The organism is Shewanella oncorhynchi, assembly GCF_012584455.1.
Classification (GTDB): Bacteria; Pseudomonadota; Gammaproteobacteria; order Enterobacterales; family Shewanellaceae; genus Shewanella; species Shewanella oncorhynchi.
The window spans coordinates 263,846-283,188 of record NZ_JABAEB010000006.1 but is presented as its reverse complement, the minus strand read 5'-3'; the positions used below and the strand labels follow the sequence as shown (position 1 = coordinate 283,188).

At 43.1% G+C, this 19,343-nt stretch carries 17 protein-coding genes; 8 read left to right on the top strand and 9 right to left on the bottom strand.

The features are described 5' to 3' along the window. Positions 1-111 precede the first annotated feature (111 nt). Complete coding sequence (gene zomB, locus HGO26_RS12005) at positions 112-891, top strand: flagellar motor control protein ZomB (RefSeq protein ID WP_028759720.1); 780 nt, start codon at positions 112-114, stop codon at positions 889-891. Positions 892-1,116: 225 nt separating this feature from the next. Here zomB and topA read toward each other — a convergent pair whose 3' ends face one another. Beyond that, on the bottom strand, positions 1,117-3,759 hold the full coding sequence (topA, locus tag HGO26_RS12000) for a type I DNA topoisomerase (protein WP_113940531.1): 2,643 nt from the start codon (positions 3,757-3,759) through the stop codon (positions 1,117-1,119). Between the two features lie 330 nt (positions 3,760-4,089). Here topA and astB point away from each other — a divergent pair, with 330 nt between their 5' ends. Beyond that, positions 4,090-5,424: an N-succinylarginine dihydrolase gene (astB, locus tag HGO26_RS11995; protein WP_168825398.1), complete on the top strand. Its 1,335-nt coding sequence runs from the start codon at positions 4,090-4,092 to the stop codon at positions 5,422-5,424. Between the two features lie 70 nt (positions 5,425-5,494). Here astB and HGO26_RS11990 read toward each other — a convergent pair whose 3' ends face one another. Continuing rightward, a complete protein-coding gene (locus HGO26_RS11990; protein WP_168825395.1) occupies positions 5,495-8,044 on the bottom strand; it encodes an Ig-like domain-containing protein in 2,550 nt (849 codons plus the stop codon). Between the two features lie 222 nt (positions 8,045-8,266). Between HGO26_RS11990 and HGO26_RS11985 the strand changes: the two genes are divergently transcribed. The 4 genes from HGO26_RS11985 to HGO26_RS11970 all read left to right on the top strand — a co-directional run bounded on the left by HGO26_RS11985 (position 8,267) and on the right by HGO26_RS11970 (position 12,317). Beyond that, a complete protein-coding gene (locus tag HGO26_RS11985) occupies positions 8,267-9,589 on the top strand; it encodes a dicarboxylate/amino acid:cation symporter (protein WP_168825393.1) in 1,323 nt (440 codons plus the stop codon). Positions 9,590-9,760: 171 nt separating this feature from the next. Further along, entirely contained in the window at positions 9,761-10,120 is a 360-nt protein-coding gene (locus tag HGO26_RS11980; protein ID WP_028759715.1) for a hypothetical protein, read from the top strand. Between the two features lie 182 nt (positions 10,121-10,302). After that, positions 10,303-10,977 (top strand): response regulator, encoded by a 675-nt coding sequence (locus HGO26_RS11975; RefSeq protein WP_028759714.1) that lies wholly within the window; start codon positions 10,303-10,305, stop codon positions 10,975-10,977. Further along, on the top strand, positions 10,968-12,317 hold the full coding sequence (locus HGO26_RS11970) for an ATP-binding protein (RefSeq protein WP_028759713.1): 1,350 nt from the start codon (positions 10,968-10,970) through the stop codon (positions 12,315-12,317). Before HGO26_RS11975 ends, HGO26_RS11970 begins: the two co-directional genes overlap by 10 nt. Positions 12,318-12,332: 15 nt before the next feature. Here HGO26_RS11970 and HGO26_RS11965 read toward each other — a convergent pair whose 3' ends face one another. Next, positions 12,333-13,028 (bottom strand): 2OG-Fe(II) oxygenase, encoded by a 696-nt coding sequence (locus HGO26_RS11965; protein ID WP_168825391.1) that lies wholly within the window; start codon positions 13,026-13,028, stop codon positions 12,333-12,335. A gap of 118 nt (positions 13,029-13,146) precedes the next feature. Between HGO26_RS11965 and HGO26_RS11960 the strand changes: the two genes are divergently transcribed. Beyond that, positions 13,147-14,409 carry an HD-GYP domain-containing protein gene (locus tag HGO26_RS11960; RefSeq protein WP_168825389.1) on the top strand — a complete coding sequence of 421 codons (1,263 nt, stop codon included), beginning with the start codon at positions 13,147-13,149 and terminating at the stop codon, positions 14,407-14,409. Between the two features lie 189 nt (positions 14,410-14,598). Here HGO26_RS11960 and corA read toward each other — a convergent pair whose 3' ends face one another. The 4 genes from corA to cobB form a co-directional block, all read right to left on the bottom strand. After that, positions 14,599-15,546 (bottom strand): magnesium/cobalt transporter CorA, encoded by a 948-nt coding sequence (corA, locus tag HGO26_RS11955; RefSeq protein WP_028759710.1) that lies wholly within the window; start codon positions 15,544-15,546, stop codon positions 14,599-14,601. Between the two features lie 127 nt (positions 15,547-15,673). Beyond that, the gene (locus HGO26_RS11950) at positions 15,674-16,045 is read right to left on the bottom strand and encodes a hypothetical protein (RefSeq protein WP_168825387.1); all 372 of its coding nucleotides are present in this window, start codon (positions 16,043-16,045) and stop codon (positions 15,674-15,676) included. Between the two features lie 324 nt (positions 16,046-16,369). Continuing rightward, positions 16,370-16,819: an ATP-binding protein gene (locus tag HGO26_RS11945; RefSeq protein WP_168825385.1), complete on the bottom strand. Its 450-nt coding sequence runs from the start codon at positions 16,817-16,819 to the stop codon at positions 16,370-16,372. Continuing rightward, entirely contained in the window at positions 16,816-17,547 is a 732-nt protein-coding gene (gene cobB / locus HGO26_RS11940; protein WP_028759707.1) for a Sir2 family NAD+-dependent deacetylase, read from the bottom strand. Before cobB ends, HGO26_RS11945 begins: the two co-directional genes overlap by 4 nt. Positions 17,548-17,804: 257 nt before the next feature. On the opposite strand from cobB, the gene fur reads away from it, so the two are divergent. Next, on the top strand, positions 17,805-18,236 hold the full coding sequence (gene fur, locus HGO26_RS11935) for a ferric iron uptake transcriptional regulator (protein WP_028759706.1): 432 nt from the start codon (positions 17,805-17,807) through the stop codon (positions 18,234-18,236). An 83-nt stretch (positions 18,237-18,319) separates the two neighbouring features. On the opposite strand, the gene HGO26_RS11930 is transcribed toward fur, so the two are convergent. Together HGO26_RS11930 and rnk are read right to left on the bottom strand one after the other, a co-directional pair. Further along, a complete protein-coding gene (locus tag HGO26_RS11930; protein ID WP_168825383.1) occupies positions 18,320-18,817 on the bottom strand; it encodes a GNAT family N-acetyltransferase in 498 nt (165 codons plus the stop codon). A gap of 95 nt (positions 18,818-18,912) precedes the next feature. Next, positions 18,913-19,320 carry a nucleoside diphosphate kinase regulator gene (rnk, locus tag HGO26_RS11925; protein ID WP_028759704.1) on the bottom strand — a complete coding sequence of 136 codons (408 nt, stop codon included), beginning with the start codon at positions 19,318-19,320 and terminating at the stop codon, positions 18,913-18,915. Positions 19,321-19,343: the final 23 nt, after the last annotated feature.

The following is a 19,343-nucleotide window of genomic DNA, read 5'->3' as shown; positions in this document are numbered from 1 at the left end:
GCACAAGTCTACAGATTCATACGACAGAAATGATAACCTAGGCTAAGATAACTATGCTAGTTTATTGATTTATTGTAGCATTAGCTCAATTGGATAAATAATGGAACATCTATGTCATTCACCTTGGTTCTGATCCTCATCGGTGCGCTTTTACTGCTTGTTATCGGAATTAACGTATTACAGCAACAAAAAGAACGTGTAGAGGCTGAGCGTCGCATTGAATTTGCCCGTCAAAGAGCAATTATCGATGAAACTGAAACTGTGTTATCAAACACAGGAATGATGCCTTGTAGCACGAATATAGTGTTGGTTTTGTACCGGCGTGTACAAGATGCCTTGCAGTCTGCAACAGCGATCAGTAATGGCCAACAACAGTCGGACTACCAACGTCGCTTAGCCGATATTAATAATCAAATAACAAGCTTACAGTCTGGACAACCTCAAACTCCTCCAATTGAGAATTTCAGACTACCCGATAATGACAAACAAATTTTAGCGCTTGTTCAAACCTTAAAAAAATTAAAGGCGATACTCAGAGCCGAGCATAATAAAGGTAAAGTCGATCCGAGCATTTTTGCTCAAGAAGAAAGCCGCATCGACAGTTTACAGCTCAGAATTAATGTCGATTCTATGCTTTCTCGTGCCCGCGCGGCCAGTTTTATGAAGCAATATGGCTCATCAAAACAAATGGTAACCAAAGCCCTATCAACATTACACGCCATTAAGGCACAAACGCCTAATGATCCCTTCATTGGGCGTAAAGTCGATGAGGCTAAACAATTACTTGATGAAATTATGGGGGCACAGAAACAATCTGAACCCAGTGCGCCTAGACCTAAAAATGAAGAAGATGATATCGATATGCTGTTTCAACCTAAAAAGAAATGGTGATCAGTCTCTATTTGCTTACCGTTAAATTGAATTAGCGACACATTTGCCACTCATGCTACCGCGTCATTGTGAGTCAGTTTGTATCTGCAGGTGTAAAGTACTCAACATGTTTGAATTATTATCTATAGCAACAAATTAATATCGAAAACACACAAACAAAAAGCCAAGTCATATTTGACTTGGCTTTTTGTTGTTCTATTAGCGTTAAGCTAGCTTAATCAGTCACTATGCGCCTTTCTTGGCCTTCTTGGTAGATTCACTCACCCACTTCCCATTGACGTAATGCGCAGACCAACCCGTGGCTTTGCCATCGACTTCAGTCGCAACGTATTGCTCTTTCGTCTTACGGCTAAACTTCACCGCAGCCTTATTGCCTTCATCATCAGTGACTGGCGCATCCGCTAAATACTGATACTTAGGCCATAGCAGGTCACGGTATTGAACCAGCTCCTCAACCAGAGGCGCACGGGTTTCACGTGATTTAGGGAAAGTACTAGCCGCTAAGAAGATACCCGCCGCACCATCACGTAATACGAAATGGGCATCCGATTTACTGCATTTAAGTTCGGGTAAATAAATAGGATCTTCTTTTGGCGGCGCCGCCTCACCATTTTTCAGTAATTTACGGGTATTCTTACACTCTTCATTGGTACAGCCAAAGTACTTACCAAAACGACCATTTTTCAGTTCCATATCGTGACCACAGCGATCACACTCAATCAGTGGACCTTCATAGCCTTTGATCTTGAATTGGCCTTCTTCGACTTCATAGCCTTCACAGATTGGATTGTTACCGCAGACGTGTAACTTACGCTTCTCATCGATCAGATAACTGTCCATTGCCGTGCCACAAATACTACAACGGTGCTTCGCACGCAGTGCATCTGTTTCGGCATCTTCACTGTTTTCGCTAATCGCCTCAACGCCAGGCGTGAGGTTCATCGTCGTCTTACAGCGTTCTTTAGGGGGTAATTCATAACCAGAGCAACCAAGGAAAACACCAGTCGTTCCAGTGCGGATCCCCATAGGACGACCACAAGTTGGGCACTTGATATCCGTCATCACCATTTGGTTAAGACGCATGCCACCTTCTTCAGGATCCAGCTCCGCTTTTTCTAATTGCTTAGTAAAGTCAGCATAGAAACCATCGAGTACTTTTTTCCAGTCTAACTCGCCCCGAGCCACATCATCTAATGTTTGCTCCATGCTGGCGGTAAAGTCATAGCTCATCAAATCAGCAAAACTGCTCACCAATCGTTCGCTGACAATTTCACCCATTTTTTCGGCATAGAAACGACGATTTTCTACTTTTACATAACCACGATCTTGAATCGTTGAAATGATGGTTGCGTAGGTTGATGGGCGGCCAATACCGCGTTTTTCTAATTCTTTTACTAAAGAAGCTTCGCTGTATCGTGCTGGCGGCTTAGTAAAATGTTGTTTAGGCTGCAATTCTTTTAATGCTAATACATCGCCCTGTGCCACGAATGGTAACGTATTGTCTTCTTCGTTTTTCTTCTTAAGCGCTGTTTGTACGCGAGTCCAACCATCAAAACGTAAGGTACGTCCCGTAGCTTTGAGCTCATAATCGCCCGCTTTTACGGTCAACTTAGTGGCATCATATTGTGCAGGTGTCATTTGACATGAGACAAACTGGCGCCAAATAAGCTCATATAAGCGCTGAGCGTCACGTTCCATGTCAGATAAGGTCGCTGCTTGCACTTGAACGTTCGATGGACGAATCGCTTCGTGAGCCTCTTGTGCGCCTTCCTTAGAACCATAACGAATGGGTTCAGCGGGTAGATATTTATCACCAAACTCTTTAGCAATCATATCACGCAGGTTTTCAACGGCTTCTTGACTCAAATTGGTCGAGTCGGTACGCATATAAGTGATATGACCGGCTTCGTAAAGTCGCTGCGCCATCATCATGGTCTTCTTCACACCGAAACCTAAGCGTGTACTCGCGGCCTGTTGCAGTGTCGACGTAATAAAGGGAGCCGATGGTTTACTTTGAGTCGCTTTATCTTCGCGAGCCAGCACAGTAAAACTTGCCGCAGATAACGCTTGAACCGCAGCCATCGCTTGCTGTTCATTGATAGGATTGAAGGCAGCATCTAGATGCTTAACCACTTCCATCCGCAAAGCTTCCTGAGCGGGCGTATTGAGCTCTGCGTGTACATCCCAAAATTCTTCAGGCACAAAGGCTTTGATTTCGCTTTCGCGTTCAACCACTAAACGCACGGCAACCGACTGCACTCGCCCAGCGGATAAACCGCGAGCAACTTTTTTCCACAGCAGCGGCGACACCATAAAACCGACAACTCTATCTAAGAAGCGGCGGGCTTGTTGGGCATTAACCATGTTAGTGTCGAGTGTCGACGGTTTACTAAAAGCATCTTGAATCGCAGACTTAGTAATTTCGTTGAAAACAACACGTTGATACCGTGAAGGATCACCACCAATCACCTCTTGCAAATGCCAGGCGATAGCTTCTCCCTCACGGTCTAAGTCGGTTGCGAGATAGATTTGGTCAGCAGAATCGGCAAGTGCCTGTAACTCTTTAACGACTTTTTCTTTACCCGGCAAAATTTGGTACTTAGCCGCCCAGCCCTTTTCAGGGTTTACGCCCATACGAGACACTAGCGCTTGCTGATCTTTCACCTTTTTATATTGAGCTTTTTCTTCTGGCGACATCTTCTTAACTTCGGCAGCGGATTTAACCTTTTCATTGCCTTCTGAAGTCGATGATGTCGGCAGATCACGGATGTGACCTACGCTCGATTTAACGATGAATTCTTTGCCAAGATATTTATTAATAGTCTTAGCTTTGGCCGGTGATTCGACAATAACTAGCGATTTACCCATAGTTTAATTTGCGCCAAAAAATCTCAAGAAGGTGGAAATTGGCACCATATATAGAGGGTTGTACTGATAGTTTCAAGTTAATCCCTCTTTTATATGTACCAGCGAGTCACTTTTTAATCAAAGTTGAAAAAATGTAAAAATATAATATGCGTAATTAAAAACTAATATTTCATTATTTGCCAGCAAGCAAGAAATAGTTATGCATTTATCGTGAAAAAGTCGCTTTGAGCACAAAACCGTCCGCTTGTGCGCTCGAAAAGCTTCAGTATACTGGGTTCCCTCAGGGACCATATGAACAAATAATAACTTTCCCTATCACAAGGATAAGCAATGAAGCACTTTGAAGCGAATTTTGATGGACTCGTTGGACCAACACACAATTACGCAGGGTTGTCTTTTGGCAATGTCGCCTCACTTAACAATGCCGCCTTAGTTTCCAACCCCAAAGCTGCTGCAAAACAAGGACTCCAAAAAGCCAAAGCACTAGCCGATATGGGCATGGTTCAAGGAATATTAGCTCCTCAAGAGCGCCCAGACCTCTATACATTGCGCCGAATTGGATTTTCCGGCTCTGATGCTAATGTATTAAAACAAGCGGCAAAAGAAGCGCCCATATTACTTAATGCCTGTTGCAGTGCTTCCAGTATGTGGACAGCCAATGCCGCTACCGTCTCACCAAGTGCAGATACACGTGACGGCAAACTGCATTTTACCCCAGCAAATTTAGTCGATAAACTGCATCGCAGCATCGAGCCTTTGACAACGGGGCGCATATTAACAGCAACTTTCAGTGATCCCCACTATTTTCATCACCATAGTCACTTACCTGAGCATAATAGCTTCGGTGATGAAGGTGCCGCAAACCACACTCGTCTCTGCAATGAATACGGCCATGCTGGTGTTGAGCTGTTTGTTTATGGACAAGAAGCCACCAATCCCAACGCACCTAAACCGCAAAAATATCCAGCAAGACAAACCTTAGAAGCGTCAATGGCAGTCGCACGCTTACATCAGCTGGAAGACGATAATTGCGTCTTCATCCAACAGAATCCTGATGTAATTGACCAAGGTGTATTCCATAACGATGTTATCGCAGTAGGTAATCAAAATGTCCTGTTCTACCACGAACAAGCCTTCTTAAATACCCAGAATAAGATCGATGAAATTAAACGTAAACTCGACACTGAGCTGTATTTCATTGAAGTGCCCACCGCGAAAGTAGCAATTAACGACGCAGTCAAAAGCTATTTATTCAATACTCAAATTATTACATTGCCATCCGGTGAAATGGCGATTATTGCCCCAACAGATTGCCAAGAAAATCCCGCGGTATTTGCCTATTTGAACGAATTACTCACGTTAAACACGCCGATTAAGCAAGTGCTTTATTTCGACGTAAAACAAAGCATGCAAAACGGTGGCGGCCCTGCCTGTCTTCGTTTACGTGTCGCCATGAATGAAGTGGAAGTCGCAGCGGTAAATCAACACACTCTGATGAATGATGCTTTATTTACTCGTTTAAACCTTTGGATAGACAAACATTATCGAGACAGATTAACCACCCAAGATCTTGCAGACCCTCAGCTAATCATCGAATCTCGAACAGCTCTGGATGAACTGACACAGATTATGAAACTAGGTAGCGTGTATCAGTTCCAGCGTTAATTAGGCAGATATTTAGCTTTTATATAAAACAAGGTGCCGTTGGCACCTTGTTTTACAAACTAACTAGATACTAATTCACGACAATTGGAATATTTAAAACTTCGGTTGTCGTTCCAGCGATATCCCCATTATCACCTTTTATACCTGGTGTAGTAACGGTGACAATTAAATTCCCAGAATCAGGTTCATCACCACCTTTTAAACTAACGTCAACTTCACGACCACCATTATAATTTGTACTTGGCCAAATAATACTTGTTGAGCTAGTTACTGTAGCCCCTGACGCTTTAACATTAATAACGGAGCCTGCTGGCATTTGCTGATTATTGATATCTGAAATAGTAAAAGCTACAAAAGCTGTCCCTTTAATTCCTATATCAATCTGTTGATTGCCGGCGGCTTTATCTTGTATCAGAACATTTTCTATACGGGTTGCTATCGCAACACTCCCCGACATTACTAACACTAATGAACGGCGAACAGAAATTGATGCTTGAGGACTGCATTTTACTGATGCTGCAGCTGAGTTATTACACAGAACACCACTATACTCACCATCGGCTAAATTAAATACTCCTTGCCCAGTTGGATTAACTGGGTCAATAAAGTCTATGAAAGTTTCACGATCTCCTGATGTATCTGTTAAACCATTCTTTAGATAAGCAGGTGTGTATATACCATCTTCATTGTGATCAACAAATGCCTCAGTAAGATCATAACAATCACCACTATTATCACGACCACAGTTCGTAGCTGTTCCAGCGAATAAACTAAACTCACTATCAGTGTCAAGAATATTATTACTATTTAAGTCAGCAAAGGATTCTTCGCCGATTGCAGTTGCAGTAATCGTTACTCGGCCACCATAAGGCTGACCGAAATAGTTACCATTATATAATGCACCAGCAAGATTAGTTTCAGATTTCAAATGCGCATTGGGGTCCTGAGTCTGATTACCATTTATATCAAAAAATGGTCCATTGCCATTCACACCCACAGGGCGGGGTTGCTGACTTGTCCAAATAACGGAACAAACCCCTTTTTGAGTTTGACAAGAACTTTCTATCGAACCGCCTTCAGCCGTAAATACCACTGCTGTTCCATTAGGTACAGGGTTATTAAAGGCATCGGCTAAGCGAGCCGTAATAGTGACCTTGGCACCATCATAATTCCAACCTTCAACGTTGAACACTGACGCAGATAGAGAAAAACTGTCTTGATCCGGTTTACCCGTTGAAACAACTAACACATTCGATTGGCTTGAAATTATTGGGTTAGTTCCATTTATCGTTGCAGTGACTCTGACAGTTGCAGCCACAGTACCAGAATTAACGACCGTCTGTACGTAACCTAAATTATTTGAAGTAGCAATATCAGGTGTTAATGTTAAACCTGCTGAGTCATTATTTAATTTAAAACTAACACTTTTATTTGCGACAGGATTACCATTGGTATCTAACACTCTGAAACGTAATGTGGAGGCTTCATCACTTCCGGTTCCTTTAATACCAATATTTTCAGGTATTGCATCAACAAATACGACACTCCCTGCACTCGCCGACATCACTGTGATGCTACCTGTAGCTGACAGATTTTTACCACCCACATCCGCGGTCACCGTAATATTGTCAACACCAGCACACCCTTTGGCAAGATAAGTACTCGTTGCTTGTCCGCCAACGGCAGTAACGGGGCTGCTAATTATCGCTTCTGGTGTAGCTTTATTCGAACAAGTTGAAGCAAAACGAACATCTACAGGTTCAGTGAAAGGATTACCTTTATCATCTTGCAATAAAATTGAAATTGTCGCAGTACCACCAGCGGAAAGCGTTAATGCACTCACATCAGCCTTACCCGAGATGAAAGGAGAACCGCTGCCCATTAACACGTTGGTAGCGCCAACAACAAAAACCTGTTCGCCGTTTTCACCAGTATTTAATGATGCTTTTGCAGTACCAGCACCAGGCGTACTTCCCGCATATAAGTTAACGCTTGCTTTACCATTGGCATCTGTGATGGCCGTCTTGACGGGTAAATCTCCAATAGTGGTATCGAAGGTAACAATCGCAGCTTTAGTCAAACCTATAACTGTTGCCGTTAATACACCAGGTGTTGTCGACGTGATGCTATCAATTGAATTTCCAGCAATATCTGTCAATTTCAGGCTCACTTGAGGACCATCACCTGCATCACCACCATCGCCTTGGGTATTGAAAGAAATATCGGCAGTAACTGTGCTTCCACTTGCAGATGTGTAAGTGGCGGTAATTTTACCTGAACCTAATTTGTTTCCAGGTAAGACATTAATAAACACTTTACCATCTGCATTAGTGACACCACTATCTGGAGTTAGAGCTCCTTGTCCATCTATACTGAAGACTATTCGCGCACCAGCAAGAGCACTCGCATTCTTAGTTAAAGTCGCATTCAACTTTCCAGGGATAGCATTCGAAATATCTGTTATTGCCTGTCCATCTGAATTAACTAATTCTAATTTAACAACAAATTTATCAGATGGCGGAGTACCGGAACCATCATCAGAGATACTGCCTCCACCACCACATGCTAATAATAAAAGCGAACACAATCCTGCGAGAAAAACCTTATACGCTGACTTCATTGTCAGGCTCCCTGTTACTCTGATGATAATACCTAAGCGAGACGCTTATTACTTATAGGCTAACATTACACAATTTTCACGCAACTTTCCCATAACTATCTTATTTTATTTCGCAAATCTGATAAATACTTTAACATTAATTGTCATTTCATCTTCACGATTTTCTTGCTAGTCTTGTGAGCGCCAAAAAATAGAATGTATAAAAAACACACAGGACTCTCTATGGCAATTTCTATAAAAAATAAACTCGGCCTTACAAGTAAAATTCTGATCGGTATGGGAACAGGTATTGCTTTAGGCCTCATTCTCCGCAATGCCTTTCCAGAAAGCGATTTAGTAAAAGATTATATAACTGAAGGTTTCTTGCATGTTATCGGTACTATCTTCATCTCCAGCTTAAAAATGTTAGTCGTTCCTTTAGTCTTTATTTCATTAGTTTGCGGAACTTGCTCACTGAGTGAACCTTCAAAATTAGGCCGCTTAGGGGGGAAAACCCTCGCCTTCTATTTATTCACGACCGCCATTGCTTTAGTGATTGCGATTGTCAGCGCAGCCCTAATACATCCTGGAAACGCCTCACTGGCGTCAGAAAAAATGGAGTACGTCGCAAAAGAAGCCCCAAGTCTTGCTGATGTGCTGATAAACATAGTGCCTACCAATCCGATGCAGGCATTGAGCGAAGGTAATATGCTGCAAATTATTATTTTTGCGGTGATTTTTGGCTTTGCTATTGCCCATATTGGTGAGCGCGGCAAACGTATTGCGGCGTTGTTTGAAGATTTAAATGAAGTCATCATGCGTGTCGTGACACTGATCATGCAACTCGCGCCCTATGGTGTATTTGCGCTGATGGCAAAACTTGCATTAACACTCGGTTTAGAGACCTTTGGTAGTGTGGTTCAATATTTCTTCGTGGTCTTAGGTGTATTACTGGTCCATGCGTTTATCGTTTATCCAATCCTTTTAAAACTTTTCTCAGGCCTCAACCCCTTAATATTCATTCGTAAAATGCGCGATGTGCAGTTGTTTGCTTTTTCAACCGCCAGTTCAAATGCCACTTTACCCATTACCATAGAAGCGTCTGAACATAGATTAGGTGTCGATAATAAAATCGCCGCTTTTACGCTACCGTTAGGCGCTACGATTAACATGGATGGCACAGCAATCATGCAAGGCGTTGCCACTGTGTTTATTGCGCAGGTTTTTGGCATTGAGCTCTCACTAACCGATTATGCCGTTGTCGTTGTGACTGCCACGTTAGCATCAATTGGTACAGCGGGTGTTCCAGGTGTCGGACTTATCATGCTGGCCATGGTGTTAAATCAAGTTGGCTTGCCAGTGGAAGGGATTGCCCTGATTATCGGTGTCGATCGCTTACTCGACATGGTACGTACTGCTGTAAACGTCACAGGTGATTGCGTAGCAACTGTAATTATTGCTAAATCAGAGGGCGAATTTAACGAGCAAGTGTTTAACAACACTCAAGCGGGTAAAGTTGCTAGAAGTTTTGATGAGCAAGTTCATCATTTAGATAAATCGAACTAAACCTCACAAAGACCAAAATGACGCCCAGCTTCAGTGTTGGGCGTTTTTGTTTGAACGCAATACAGTTAACATGTCTATTGTTAGCAAAATGTGAACGCACCAATAGTACGGAAGTTTGTTTTTAGATACATTATGTTTACTATTTTAATACGTTTAATGGGAGGGGTATAAATGTGGTGGAGAAGTCTTTGGATCCTGATTGCATGCTGGTTATTGAGTGCCCACTTCGTACGTTACGAACAAATTAACTTTGCTATTCCTTTTGCACTTGCGCCTTTGGTCTTATTTTTTAACTCAGTTTACTTACTTCGTTTATTACAAATTTTATTATTTATAAGTGTCTTTGCCGTATGGGGCGTCACAACCATTGAAGCGGTACATCTGCGATTAGCGCAAGAAATGCCTTGGTTGAGATTGTCTTTTATCATGATGGCGGTGATGTTATTTACCTTAGGCGCGATTATGTGTGGCAACGGCATTTTGCGGATCAGAAAACAAAAATCGCCTTGGGGAAATTCCCCGATACGCTAACACTTTAACGGCAAAACCTTCTTATTCAACAATTAATTAGTACTTATTTTGACCACAAGTTCAACTCGGTCAGCAAAGGTTAAGTTCAACTAAGATATGCTGATCCTCTATTTGGTTATCAGTGTGATTTTACGTAGACTAGTTTGCTAAAGCTTAGCTCATACACTTTAAGGCATTATATTATGAGAATTTTGGTTGTTGAAGACGATCCTATTTTATCCCACCACTTAAAAGTGCAATTAAGCGATCTCGGCAATCAAGTTCAAGTGGCACTGACTGCCAAAGAAGGTTTTTATCAAGCCACTAATTATCCCATCGATGTCGCCATTGTCGATTTAGGGTTACCCGATCAAGATGGTATTAGCTTAATTCAACAGCTCCGTGAAGCGGGTCTTAAAGCACCAATATTAATTCTCACGGCACGAGTTAATTGGCAGGATAAAGTTGAAGGCCTAAACGCCGGAGCCGATGACTATTTAGTGAAACCCTTTCAAAAAGAAGAGCTTGTCGCAAGGCTTGATGCCTTAGTGCGACGTAGCGCAGGTTTTGTTAAACCCGTGATTTGCAGTGGAGAATTGAAACTCGATCTCGCCGCCAAACAAGTCACTCTGGGTGACGAAGTCATGGAGGTCACTGCCTTTGAATATTTAATCCTCGAATATTTGATGCGCCATTGTCATGAGGTTGTCGCCAAGCAACGTTTACTCGATGTGATTTATGGTGATAAGGAAGGCGATCCCAATACGATTGAAGTCATGGTCAGCCGCCTGCGTAAAAAACTGACCCGCGATGGTATCGATAACCCCATAGTGACCATCCGCGGCCAAGGATATAAATTTAACCTGCCATGCAATTAAGATTAAAATTCAAGAAACGTCTGCTGACACGGATGTTTCTCACCTCACTATCAATTATTACCTTAGTGGGTTTTGGTCTCGCATGGATGGTTAATATTCTGCATGCGCAAAATAGTTATAACGAAGAAACGGCCCAACTCATTGCCGAAATTCCCCAAGTCGCCGCCGAATTACGGGAGCACGATCTTATCCCCGATACCAGTGCTTGGTTAGAAGAAAATAATAAACAAGAGCGCTATGTAATAGCGAGTTGCGATGACAAATTTAAGCAGGTTTGGACCTCATCCCTCGCAGTAGATCGTGGCTTATTTGATACCTGTGAGCGTTTTAACGAAATCCGTAACGACTCCCCGCCCTACTACCTCACCATGGCTGACGACAGAGGTTATTTCGTCTATTTGCTCGCGGTAGAAATTGCCAGTGTGCATTACAACCTCCTCGTCATGAAAGATGCCGCCAAACTGGAGCAGGAATACAGTAAGTTCAGTAAACGTACTTATATTCGTTTAGCCATGGTATTGGCCTTAGCCTTAATTCTATTGGTCAGCGCCGCCTATTGGGGCATGCGTCCCTTGGTGCGGATGCAAAATGAACTGCAGTCAATTAACCAAGGTAAGAGTAAATCACTTTCTGAGGGCTATCCTGTTGAACTTGAAGGCGTAACGCAAGCACTCAACCAGATGTTGCAACAATCGAGTGCCCAACAACAGCGCTATCAAAATGCTATGAATGACTTGGCACACAGTCTTAAAACCCGCTTAGCCGCCGTGCATGCCATTACAGATGACGCCAGTTTGAGTAAACAATCGGCGAGCGAAAAGATCATGGAACAAGTCAGCCAGATGGATCAGCTGGTCAAATACCAATTAAAACGGGCCATGTTAGGCCGACAAGGCCTGAAGCAAGAACAAACTGTTATTGCGCCCTTAGTCGATCAATTAGCACAAATGTTGTTTAAAATTTATCGAGAAAAACAAGTGCAGTTCTCGGCCAACATCTCCCCTTCCTTGATGTTCCCCGGCAACAAGGGTGACTTAATGGAGCTGTGTGGCAACCTTATGGAAAATGCTTTCCGCCTGTGTATCAGCCAAGTGCATGTATCGGCTAAAATTAACTCACAAGGTGAGTTTGAACTCATTGTTGAAGATGATGGCCCAGGAGTCGAAGAAAGCTTAAGACAGAAGATTATCCAACGTGGCGTGCGTGCCGATACTCAGTCCCCAGGGCAAGGGATCGGATTAGCTGTCTGTGATGAAATCGTTCACAGCTACGGTGGCAGCTTAAAAATTGAAGAAAGTCGCTTAGAAGGGGCGCTCTTTAGGATCCGTATCCCAGTGTAAGAAACTGGAATACTATCAGGCAATCACCGCATATAACTGTTCGGCTCGATTAAACATGATCCAAGAAGTGGCAATATATTTATCACCACTCACAGGTTTATTTCCCCGATGTGAATGAGTAAATCCCGCAGGCGCTATCACCATAGTGCCTTTTTTAGGGGAGATTTTACGCTGTTGATAATAAAATTCGGTTTCACCGCCCTCTTCCACATCATTTAAATAAAACATATAAAGCACGACGCGATGCAGAGCTTCATTGTGGCCATTCTGCGGGAATTGCTCCGAATGCCAATGAGGATAACCGCCTTTATTTTGCTGATACTTTTGAATATTAATACTGCCACTGCGATACAAATACTTCACTAAGCCATCGGCCCTAGGCGCACCCAGCGTCGCAAAATTAGTCGGAGTTAGCGTTACAGGTTGGCCCTGCTCATCACTCACTGACACTGACACCGCCCCCATTAATGCCATTGAATACTTTGTGAAATAATCTACCGCGCCCTTTAAGGTATAACCTAAGAGTTCGTTTCTGATGGGCTGCAGGTCGACGAAACTATCTAAGGTCAAATCGCGGCTGATCTTCTTCTCCAAATCGACGCCATTGCCCGTGTGTCCATCAACAACGCCAGCATGTTGCTCAAATGCCAGAATGAGACGGTCACACAAGTCATTCGGCAACGCATTAGGGTATACTTCAATAAAGTCCATACTTCCTCAATGGAGTGGCTACTTTCTAGGCTTACTATGCTGACATGTTAGTTAAGTAATTGTAAAGCAGCATCATTGAGATAAAATAACCCACATTACGCTTCACGATAACAAGAATATGAAAAAAAGCTGTAAAGTCTCAGTCCATCAACTTCAAGTCGGCAACTTTGTGCGTTTGCCCGTGGCTTGGAAAGATCATCCCTTTTTATTCAGTAGCTTTCATATTAAACAAGCTGCGCAAATCGAGTTGATTAAAAATCTGGGCATCGAACATGTCATCGTCGATTTAGAACGCAGCGACGTCGCCCCGATACATGCTGATGCGGTCAACCCTATCAAATTGCCGCCAAGTGCTGAAATCAATGTGCTTAAAAACGACATGGATCAATACAAGGCTGAGCAAATCGAAGTACAAAAAAAATTACGCCGTGACATTAATAAAACTGAGCAAAATTTTACCCGCTCAGTAGCCATGATGCGCAGCCTCATCTCTAAGCTACGTAATCGCCCCTTAAATGCGGTCGATGACGCCAAAGATTTGGTGCACACAATAGTCGAACAGCTGCTCAACTCAGATAACTTAGTGCTGCATTTGATGAGTGATGCTAAGCAGGATGAAAGCATTTACTACCACTCCTTGAATGTTGCGATCCTCTCTATGCTGATCGCCAAAGAAATGGAATGGGATAGAAGTGAAATCGAAACGGTCGGTCTCAGTGCCCTGTTCCACGACGTGGGTAAATTAAAAATCCCACCACAAATTCTAAAAAAATCGGCACCTTGGTCAGCACCAGAGCTTAATTTTATCAAACAGCATCCATTACTTGGGATTGAACTGCTCAAATTAGCCGATAATTTTCCCCAAGCAGCCTTACCTGCAATCACCAATCACCACGAGTTTCTCGATGGCAGTGGTTATCCCAAAGGCCTAAAGGAAGAGGCTCTCGATAAGGTATCGCAACTGATTGCGGTAGTGAACGAATATGACTCCTTGTGTTACCCAAGCCAACAGGGCAAAGCCAGAATGCCCTACGCCGCACTGGGGCATTTGTATAAGCAATACAAAACTAAGCTAAATCAAGAGTATATTGGCAAGATGATCAAGATGCTGGGCATTTATCCCCCCGGAAGTGTGGTGGAATTATCCAGCGGTCAATATGCCATGGTGATGTCGGTTAACTTAACTAAACTGCTATGCCCTAAGATATTGGTTTACGATGCGTTAGTTCCTAAAGACCAAGCGCCTATCGTTGATTTAGAGATTGAAGGGATCAGCATAGTGCGCTGCTTACCACCTGCGGCGCTTCCTGAAAAAGTCCACGAGTATCTAAATCCGCGCGAGCGAGTGAGTTACTACTTTGGCGGCGATAGTCGTAAGTAGTTGATTAAGAAACTGGCTTAACGATTATGTCTAACGAGCTTCACTCATTTAAGCAAAGTCATCGAGTCTCACTCATTGAATAAAAATCATTGAATGAACATGATTAAATAAAAGTGATAACAATAAGGGTCGAATATTGCATTCGCCCCTTATTTTTAATTCGAGAAATCAACACAGCTAGCGCCAGACTTATAACCAATGCTTACGTTTAAAGAAGAAGTAAGTACCTGCGGCACTGGCTAACATCATCACAATCGCCATAGGGTAACCGTATTGCCACTCAAGCTCAGGCATGCTGGTAAAGTTCATCCCATAACTACTGGCAATCAAGGTCGGTGGTAGAAACACCACAGCAGCAACCGAGAAGATTTTGATGATTTTGTTCTGCTGCAGACCACTGAACCCCATAGCCGCATCGAGCAGAAAGTTTAACTTATCGAAAATAAACTGACTGTGGGGCATCAGCGACTCGATATCCGACAACATTTCCCGCAAGTCCTTTAAATGTTCATCGGATAACTGGCCACGATAATAACGCTGCATATAACGCAGTGAACGCTGTGTATCGAGCAAACTTAATCGGATTTTACCATTAGAGTCTTCTTGCAGAGTGATGAGTTTAAATACATCGTCAAGTTCGTCGTTATCAAATACTTGCTCACCGACATTTTCAAGTACAGTGTAAACGTCTTCAATTAAGTCAGATAGATAATCCACTTTCAGGTTAAATAATTCGAGAAACAATTCCTGCGGTGTCGATACTTCTAACCGCCCTAAACGCAAATAGTTACGCAGCAAACGGATAAGACCTACGTCTTCTTCACGAATTGTCAGTAAAAAATTGCTACGAAGGTTGAAGGAAACGTTAACGCCGCGCACATCTTGGCCGACACGCTGTGGGAATAACGAATTAATATGCAAGCCGTCACTGTTTTGATAAAAACGTGCTGAGGCCTCAATTTCATTGATATCTTCTTCGTCAGGCACTTCTTCAACAGAAAAATGACTTAACCACTCTCGCTCCTCATCATCGGGTTTATACAGATCTAACCAAATGGTCGACGCGGGAATACTGTCCAGTATGCCGAGCTCTGTCACAGTAAGGTGACGATTATCATAGACATAAGCAGTAATCATTTGTCCTCCTGAAAAAAAACTTAAGTTAACGATTCCACTTAAGTGCAGGCTAAAAAATTGTCGCTAGTTTACCGCATAAGTTGGCAATGAAAAGGCGTGCAAGGTAATTTAGTAAAATAAATATGCCTTAATCGGTTTCGATAATTGCCAACCGTTCTTGGGTCGAAAAGCGAATATGGATGCCATCGATAGTGACCATTTTCGAGTCTGAGATATCCCCTTTTCGCACACGATACTCGCCGTTATTGTCGGCATTCGGTGACACAATTCTCACAGTGACAATTCTATGCTGATCGCGCCAATACCAAACACTGTAACTCAGTAGGCTAAATCCAATCACCACAAACACACCCGTCAACAAGTATCGGCGCCACAGCGGTTCACTAAAACGCTTTGAACTGAGATTAACTGCCAGAGGTTCAATCTGACGCTTGCGTTTCACCAATAAAAACCAAGCGCCAGCAATGACTAAGACTGTTAGTAAAATTTTAATGAGCATGGCTCTTTCCTCTGATAAACGTCCGCTTGTGCTCAATGGTCTCGATCAAGTCAGCAGCAATCTTGCATTGGCCCTTCAATGCCACACAAGTTAGCGCATTATACGCAGACTTATGTGGATAAACTGTCTTTGGGATCAAGCTTAAAGTGCACAGTCAAATAGATAAGGCGAATGTATGAGCCACACACATGCACATACACATAGACAAAGCAGAACGTTGAAACAGAGTACAACAGACTTATGACAGGGCGAAAACACTGCGGGACCTATACCTAAAATTGATTGCTACAGATCACAACACTCAACATAAGTAAGTACCTGAAATTAAAAATCTTCAAATCCCTTCGCCATCAGCTGAATTTGTGCCAAAGGAACGCCGTGGCGATTACGTTTGGCACATTCCTGCTGATGAGCCAGACTGTTTGGTTCACCCACAAGCACAATTCTAACTTGATAACCTAAGGCTTTTGCCGCCGCTTCATAGGCCATGTATTCCCAGTGGCACAGATTGGTATTATCACAAATCACCACAGGCTCGCTTGAAGAAAGTGCCTGAATAAACCCCGTCAAATTACATTGATGAAACTCAGGTAATTTCTTGGCATCGAAACGGTATTCATCTTCATGGTAGAAAAAACTATCAGTCGAAAATACGCCACGTTGCCGCACGCCAATGGCTTTTTCTAAAGGAAAGGAAAGAATGTAAGTTTCAACCCAATGTGACTTACCACTGCCCGGTAAGCCACGCATTATAATCGCAACTTTTTCGCTCATGTGTTCGACTCACTGCCAATCACTCGACCCGCTAAAATGGTATCAACCAACTGAGGCACTAACTCCCCCGCTTTTCCTGTGAGGTGATATTGAAACTGACTGTGTCTATCGGGTGCCATCATATTCACTTCTACTGTTTGAGCCCCATGATGGTTAGCAGTATCCACAAAGCCCGCGGCAGGATACACAGTGCCAGAGGTGCCAATGGCGATAAACAAGTCACAGTTATCAAGCGCATCGTGAATTCGATCCATCCCTAAGGGCATTTCACCAAACCACACCACATGGGGACGTAAACGCTGAGCCGGAATACAACAAGTACAGCAATTATCGGCACCAAAGGGCTCACGTAAAATAAAGGTCTGACGTGAGCGCGGACAACGGCCTTTGGATAATTCACCGTGCATATGCAATAAGCGGCGCGAGCCCGCACGCTCATGCAGATCATCAATATTTTGTGTGATGATAAGTAATTGACCTTTAAAGTCCGCTTCCAACTTTGCCAAGGCCACATGCGCTGCATTGGGTTCAACCGTGCCACTGTGCAGTTGCAACCAACGACTATTGTAAAATCGCTCTACCAATTCAGCATCACGCTCATAACCTTCTGGTGTAGCAACGTCTTCAATATGATGCTCTTCCCACAGACCATCTTGATCGCGAAAGGTGCGTAAACCCGACTCCGCAGAGATCCCTGCGCCAGTTAACACCACAATTTGCTGGTACATGCCGATTCCTTATTATTTTATTTATTTGAATTATTCTCACTGACTTTGGCAGCCGTGAATATTATTCCTTGGTATAACCATACAAAAACTATGCTTGAATTGCCGCAAAATATTGTGATTTAACGCCTATTGACACAATTTATCTGCATATCGCCCTAGAAAGCCAGAACAAAGGTTTAAGTTTTCAACCTGAGCACCTATAATGGCAAACACTATCCACGGATGAACCTATTGGTTCTGCAATCAAGAGATTAGCAATGACAGATGGAAATCAAGCGCTAAAAAAAGCGGGTTTGAAAATTACCCTGCCACGAGTCAAGATCCTAGAACTGATGCAAGGACCTGAAAACCAACATATCAGTGCAGAAGATTTGTACAAGAAGCTGCTCGATATCGGTGAAGAAATTGGTCTAGCCACCGTCTACCGTGTGTTAAACCAATTTGATGATGCAGGTATTGTCAGTCGCCATCATTTTGAGAGCGGTAAAGCCGTTTTCGAACTATCGACTCAGCATCATCATGATCACTTAGTTTGCCTATCGTGTGGCAAAGTGATTGAGTTTTCAGATGAAGTCATCGAACGTCGTCAAGATGAAATTGCCATGAAACACAATATTAAGCTGACTAATCACAGCTTATATTTGTACGGCACTTGCACCAACGATACCTGTGAGCATAACGACGCCTAAGTCGGCCATTGTGTTTATAAAGAATTAAGCAAAAAACCAGCCTAAGGCTGGTTTTTTATTGGATGATGTTAACTGGTAAACCGCTATAACACCTTGGCGTAGATATTCACTTTATGGCCCATAAAGTCATTTTGCTCACGCCAATGCATGCCAACACGCTTAGCCACACCTTCAGAACCGAGATTCCCTGCTAAGATAAGTGCAATCGTCTGGTCAATACCAAAACGTTTAAATTCGGCTAATGCAGCAAATGCGGCCTCAGTACCAATTCCAGTTCCCCAATACTCAGGGAAATAACGATAACCCAGTTCGACTTCGCTGAATTCTGGAATAAATTTTGGACCACAAAAACCAATCACCCGCTTATCAGCTTTATGCTCCACCGCCCAACGACCAAAACCATGTTGCTGATAATCGACTTGGATCACCTTGTGAAACAACTCAACCGCCTGCTCGCGAGCTGTAAATGCCGCGGTGGGAATGTACTTCAGCATCGCGGCATTACTGTTCATCAAATAAAGCGCTTCACAATCTTGCTCAGTAAATTGTCGAATAATTAACCGTTCAGTTTGGGTTATCATCTTTGCTCCTTCAAAAATGGCACTTAAAAATCAACCAATGGTTCGCTTAAAGTGCACTGGCGTAACGTCAACGACACTACGCCAATACCTCAAGCTTAACGGTGGAAATCACCACTGCGTTCAGGCTGATACAGGATTTCTTCAATACGCACTTTTACCATAGAACCACCCGGACCTGGCCATTCAATTTCATCACCTTGAGATAGCCCTAATAATGCACTGCCCACCGGCGCCAAAATAGAAATCGTGCCCGCACCGTTCACGTCTTTTGGATACACTAAACGTAAACAGAAAGTCTCATTACTGGATGAAACGCTAAACTTCACTTCTGAATTCATGGTCACCACATTCGCGGGCACCTGTGATGCAGGCACAATATCGGCTCTGTCTAATTCAGCCTCCAATGCCGCTTTGCCCGGAAACGCATTTGCCGGCAGTGACTCCAATAATCGCTCTAGTCTTTCTAAGTCAATTTCCGAAATAATGATTTTAGGTGTTTTCACAGTTTTTCCCTCGTAAAAAAATG

Excerpts from the sequence above, each read along its gene's own strand:
- zomB (WP_028759720.1), top strand. The coding sequence starts at position 112 with ATGTCATTCACCTTGGTTCTGATCCTCATCGGTGCGCTTTTACTGCTT.
- topA (WP_113940531.1), bottom strand. The coding sequence starts at position 3,759 with ATGGGTAAATCGCTAGTTATTGTCGAATCACCGGCCAAAGCTAAGACT.
- astB (WP_168825398.1), top strand. The coding sequence starts at position 4,090 with ATGAAGCACTTTGAAGCGAATTTTGATGGACTCGTTGGACCAACACAC.
- HGO26_RS11990 (WP_168825395.1), bottom strand. The coding sequence starts at position 8,044 with ATGAAGTCAGCGTATAAGGTTTTTCTCGCAGGATTGTGTTCGCTTTTA.
- HGO26_RS11985 (WP_168825393.1), top strand. The coding sequence starts at position 8,267 with ATGGCAATTTCTATAAAAAATAAACTCGGCCTTACAAGTAAAATTCTG.
- HGO26_RS11980 (WP_028759715.1), top strand. The coding sequence starts at position 9,761 with ATGTGGTGGAGAAGTCTTTGGATCCTGATTGCATGCTGGTTATTGAGT.
- HGO26_RS11975 (WP_028759714.1), top strand. The coding sequence starts at position 10,303 with ATGAGAATTTTGGTTGTTGAAGACGATCCTATTTTATCCCACCACTTA.
- HGO26_RS11970 (WP_028759713.1), top strand. The coding sequence starts at position 10,968 with ATGCAATTAAGATTAAAATTCAAGAAACGTCTGCTGACACGGATGTTT.
- HGO26_RS11965 (WP_168825391.1), bottom strand. The coding sequence starts at position 13,028 with ATGGACTTTATTGAAGTATACCCTAATGCGTTGCCGAATGACTTGTGT.
- HGO26_RS11960 (WP_168825389.1), top strand. The coding sequence starts at position 13,147 with ATGAAAAAAAGCTGTAAAGTCTCAGTCCATCAACTTCAAGTCGGCAAC.
- corA (WP_028759710.1), bottom strand. The coding sequence starts at position 15,546 with ATGATTACTGCTTATGTCTATGATAATCGTCACCTTACTGTGACAGAG.
- HGO26_RS11950 (WP_168825387.1), bottom strand. The coding sequence starts at position 16,045 with ATGCTCATTAAAATTTTACTAACAGTCTTAGTCATTGCTGGCGCTTGG.
- HGO26_RS11945 (WP_168825385.1), bottom strand. The coding sequence starts at position 16,819 with ATGAGCGAAAAAGTTGCGATTATAATGCGTGGCTTACCGGGCAGTGGT.
- cobB (WP_028759707.1), bottom strand. The coding sequence starts at position 17,547 with ATGTACCAGCAAATTGTGGTGTTAACTGGCGCAGGGATCTCTGCGGAG.
- fur (WP_028759706.1), top strand. The coding sequence starts at position 17,805 with ATGACAGATGGAAATCAAGCGCTAAAAAAAGCGGGTTTGAAAATTACC.
- HGO26_RS11930 (WP_168825383.1), bottom strand. The coding sequence starts at position 18,817 with ATGATAACCCAAACTGAACGGTTAATTATTCGACAATTTACTGAGCAA.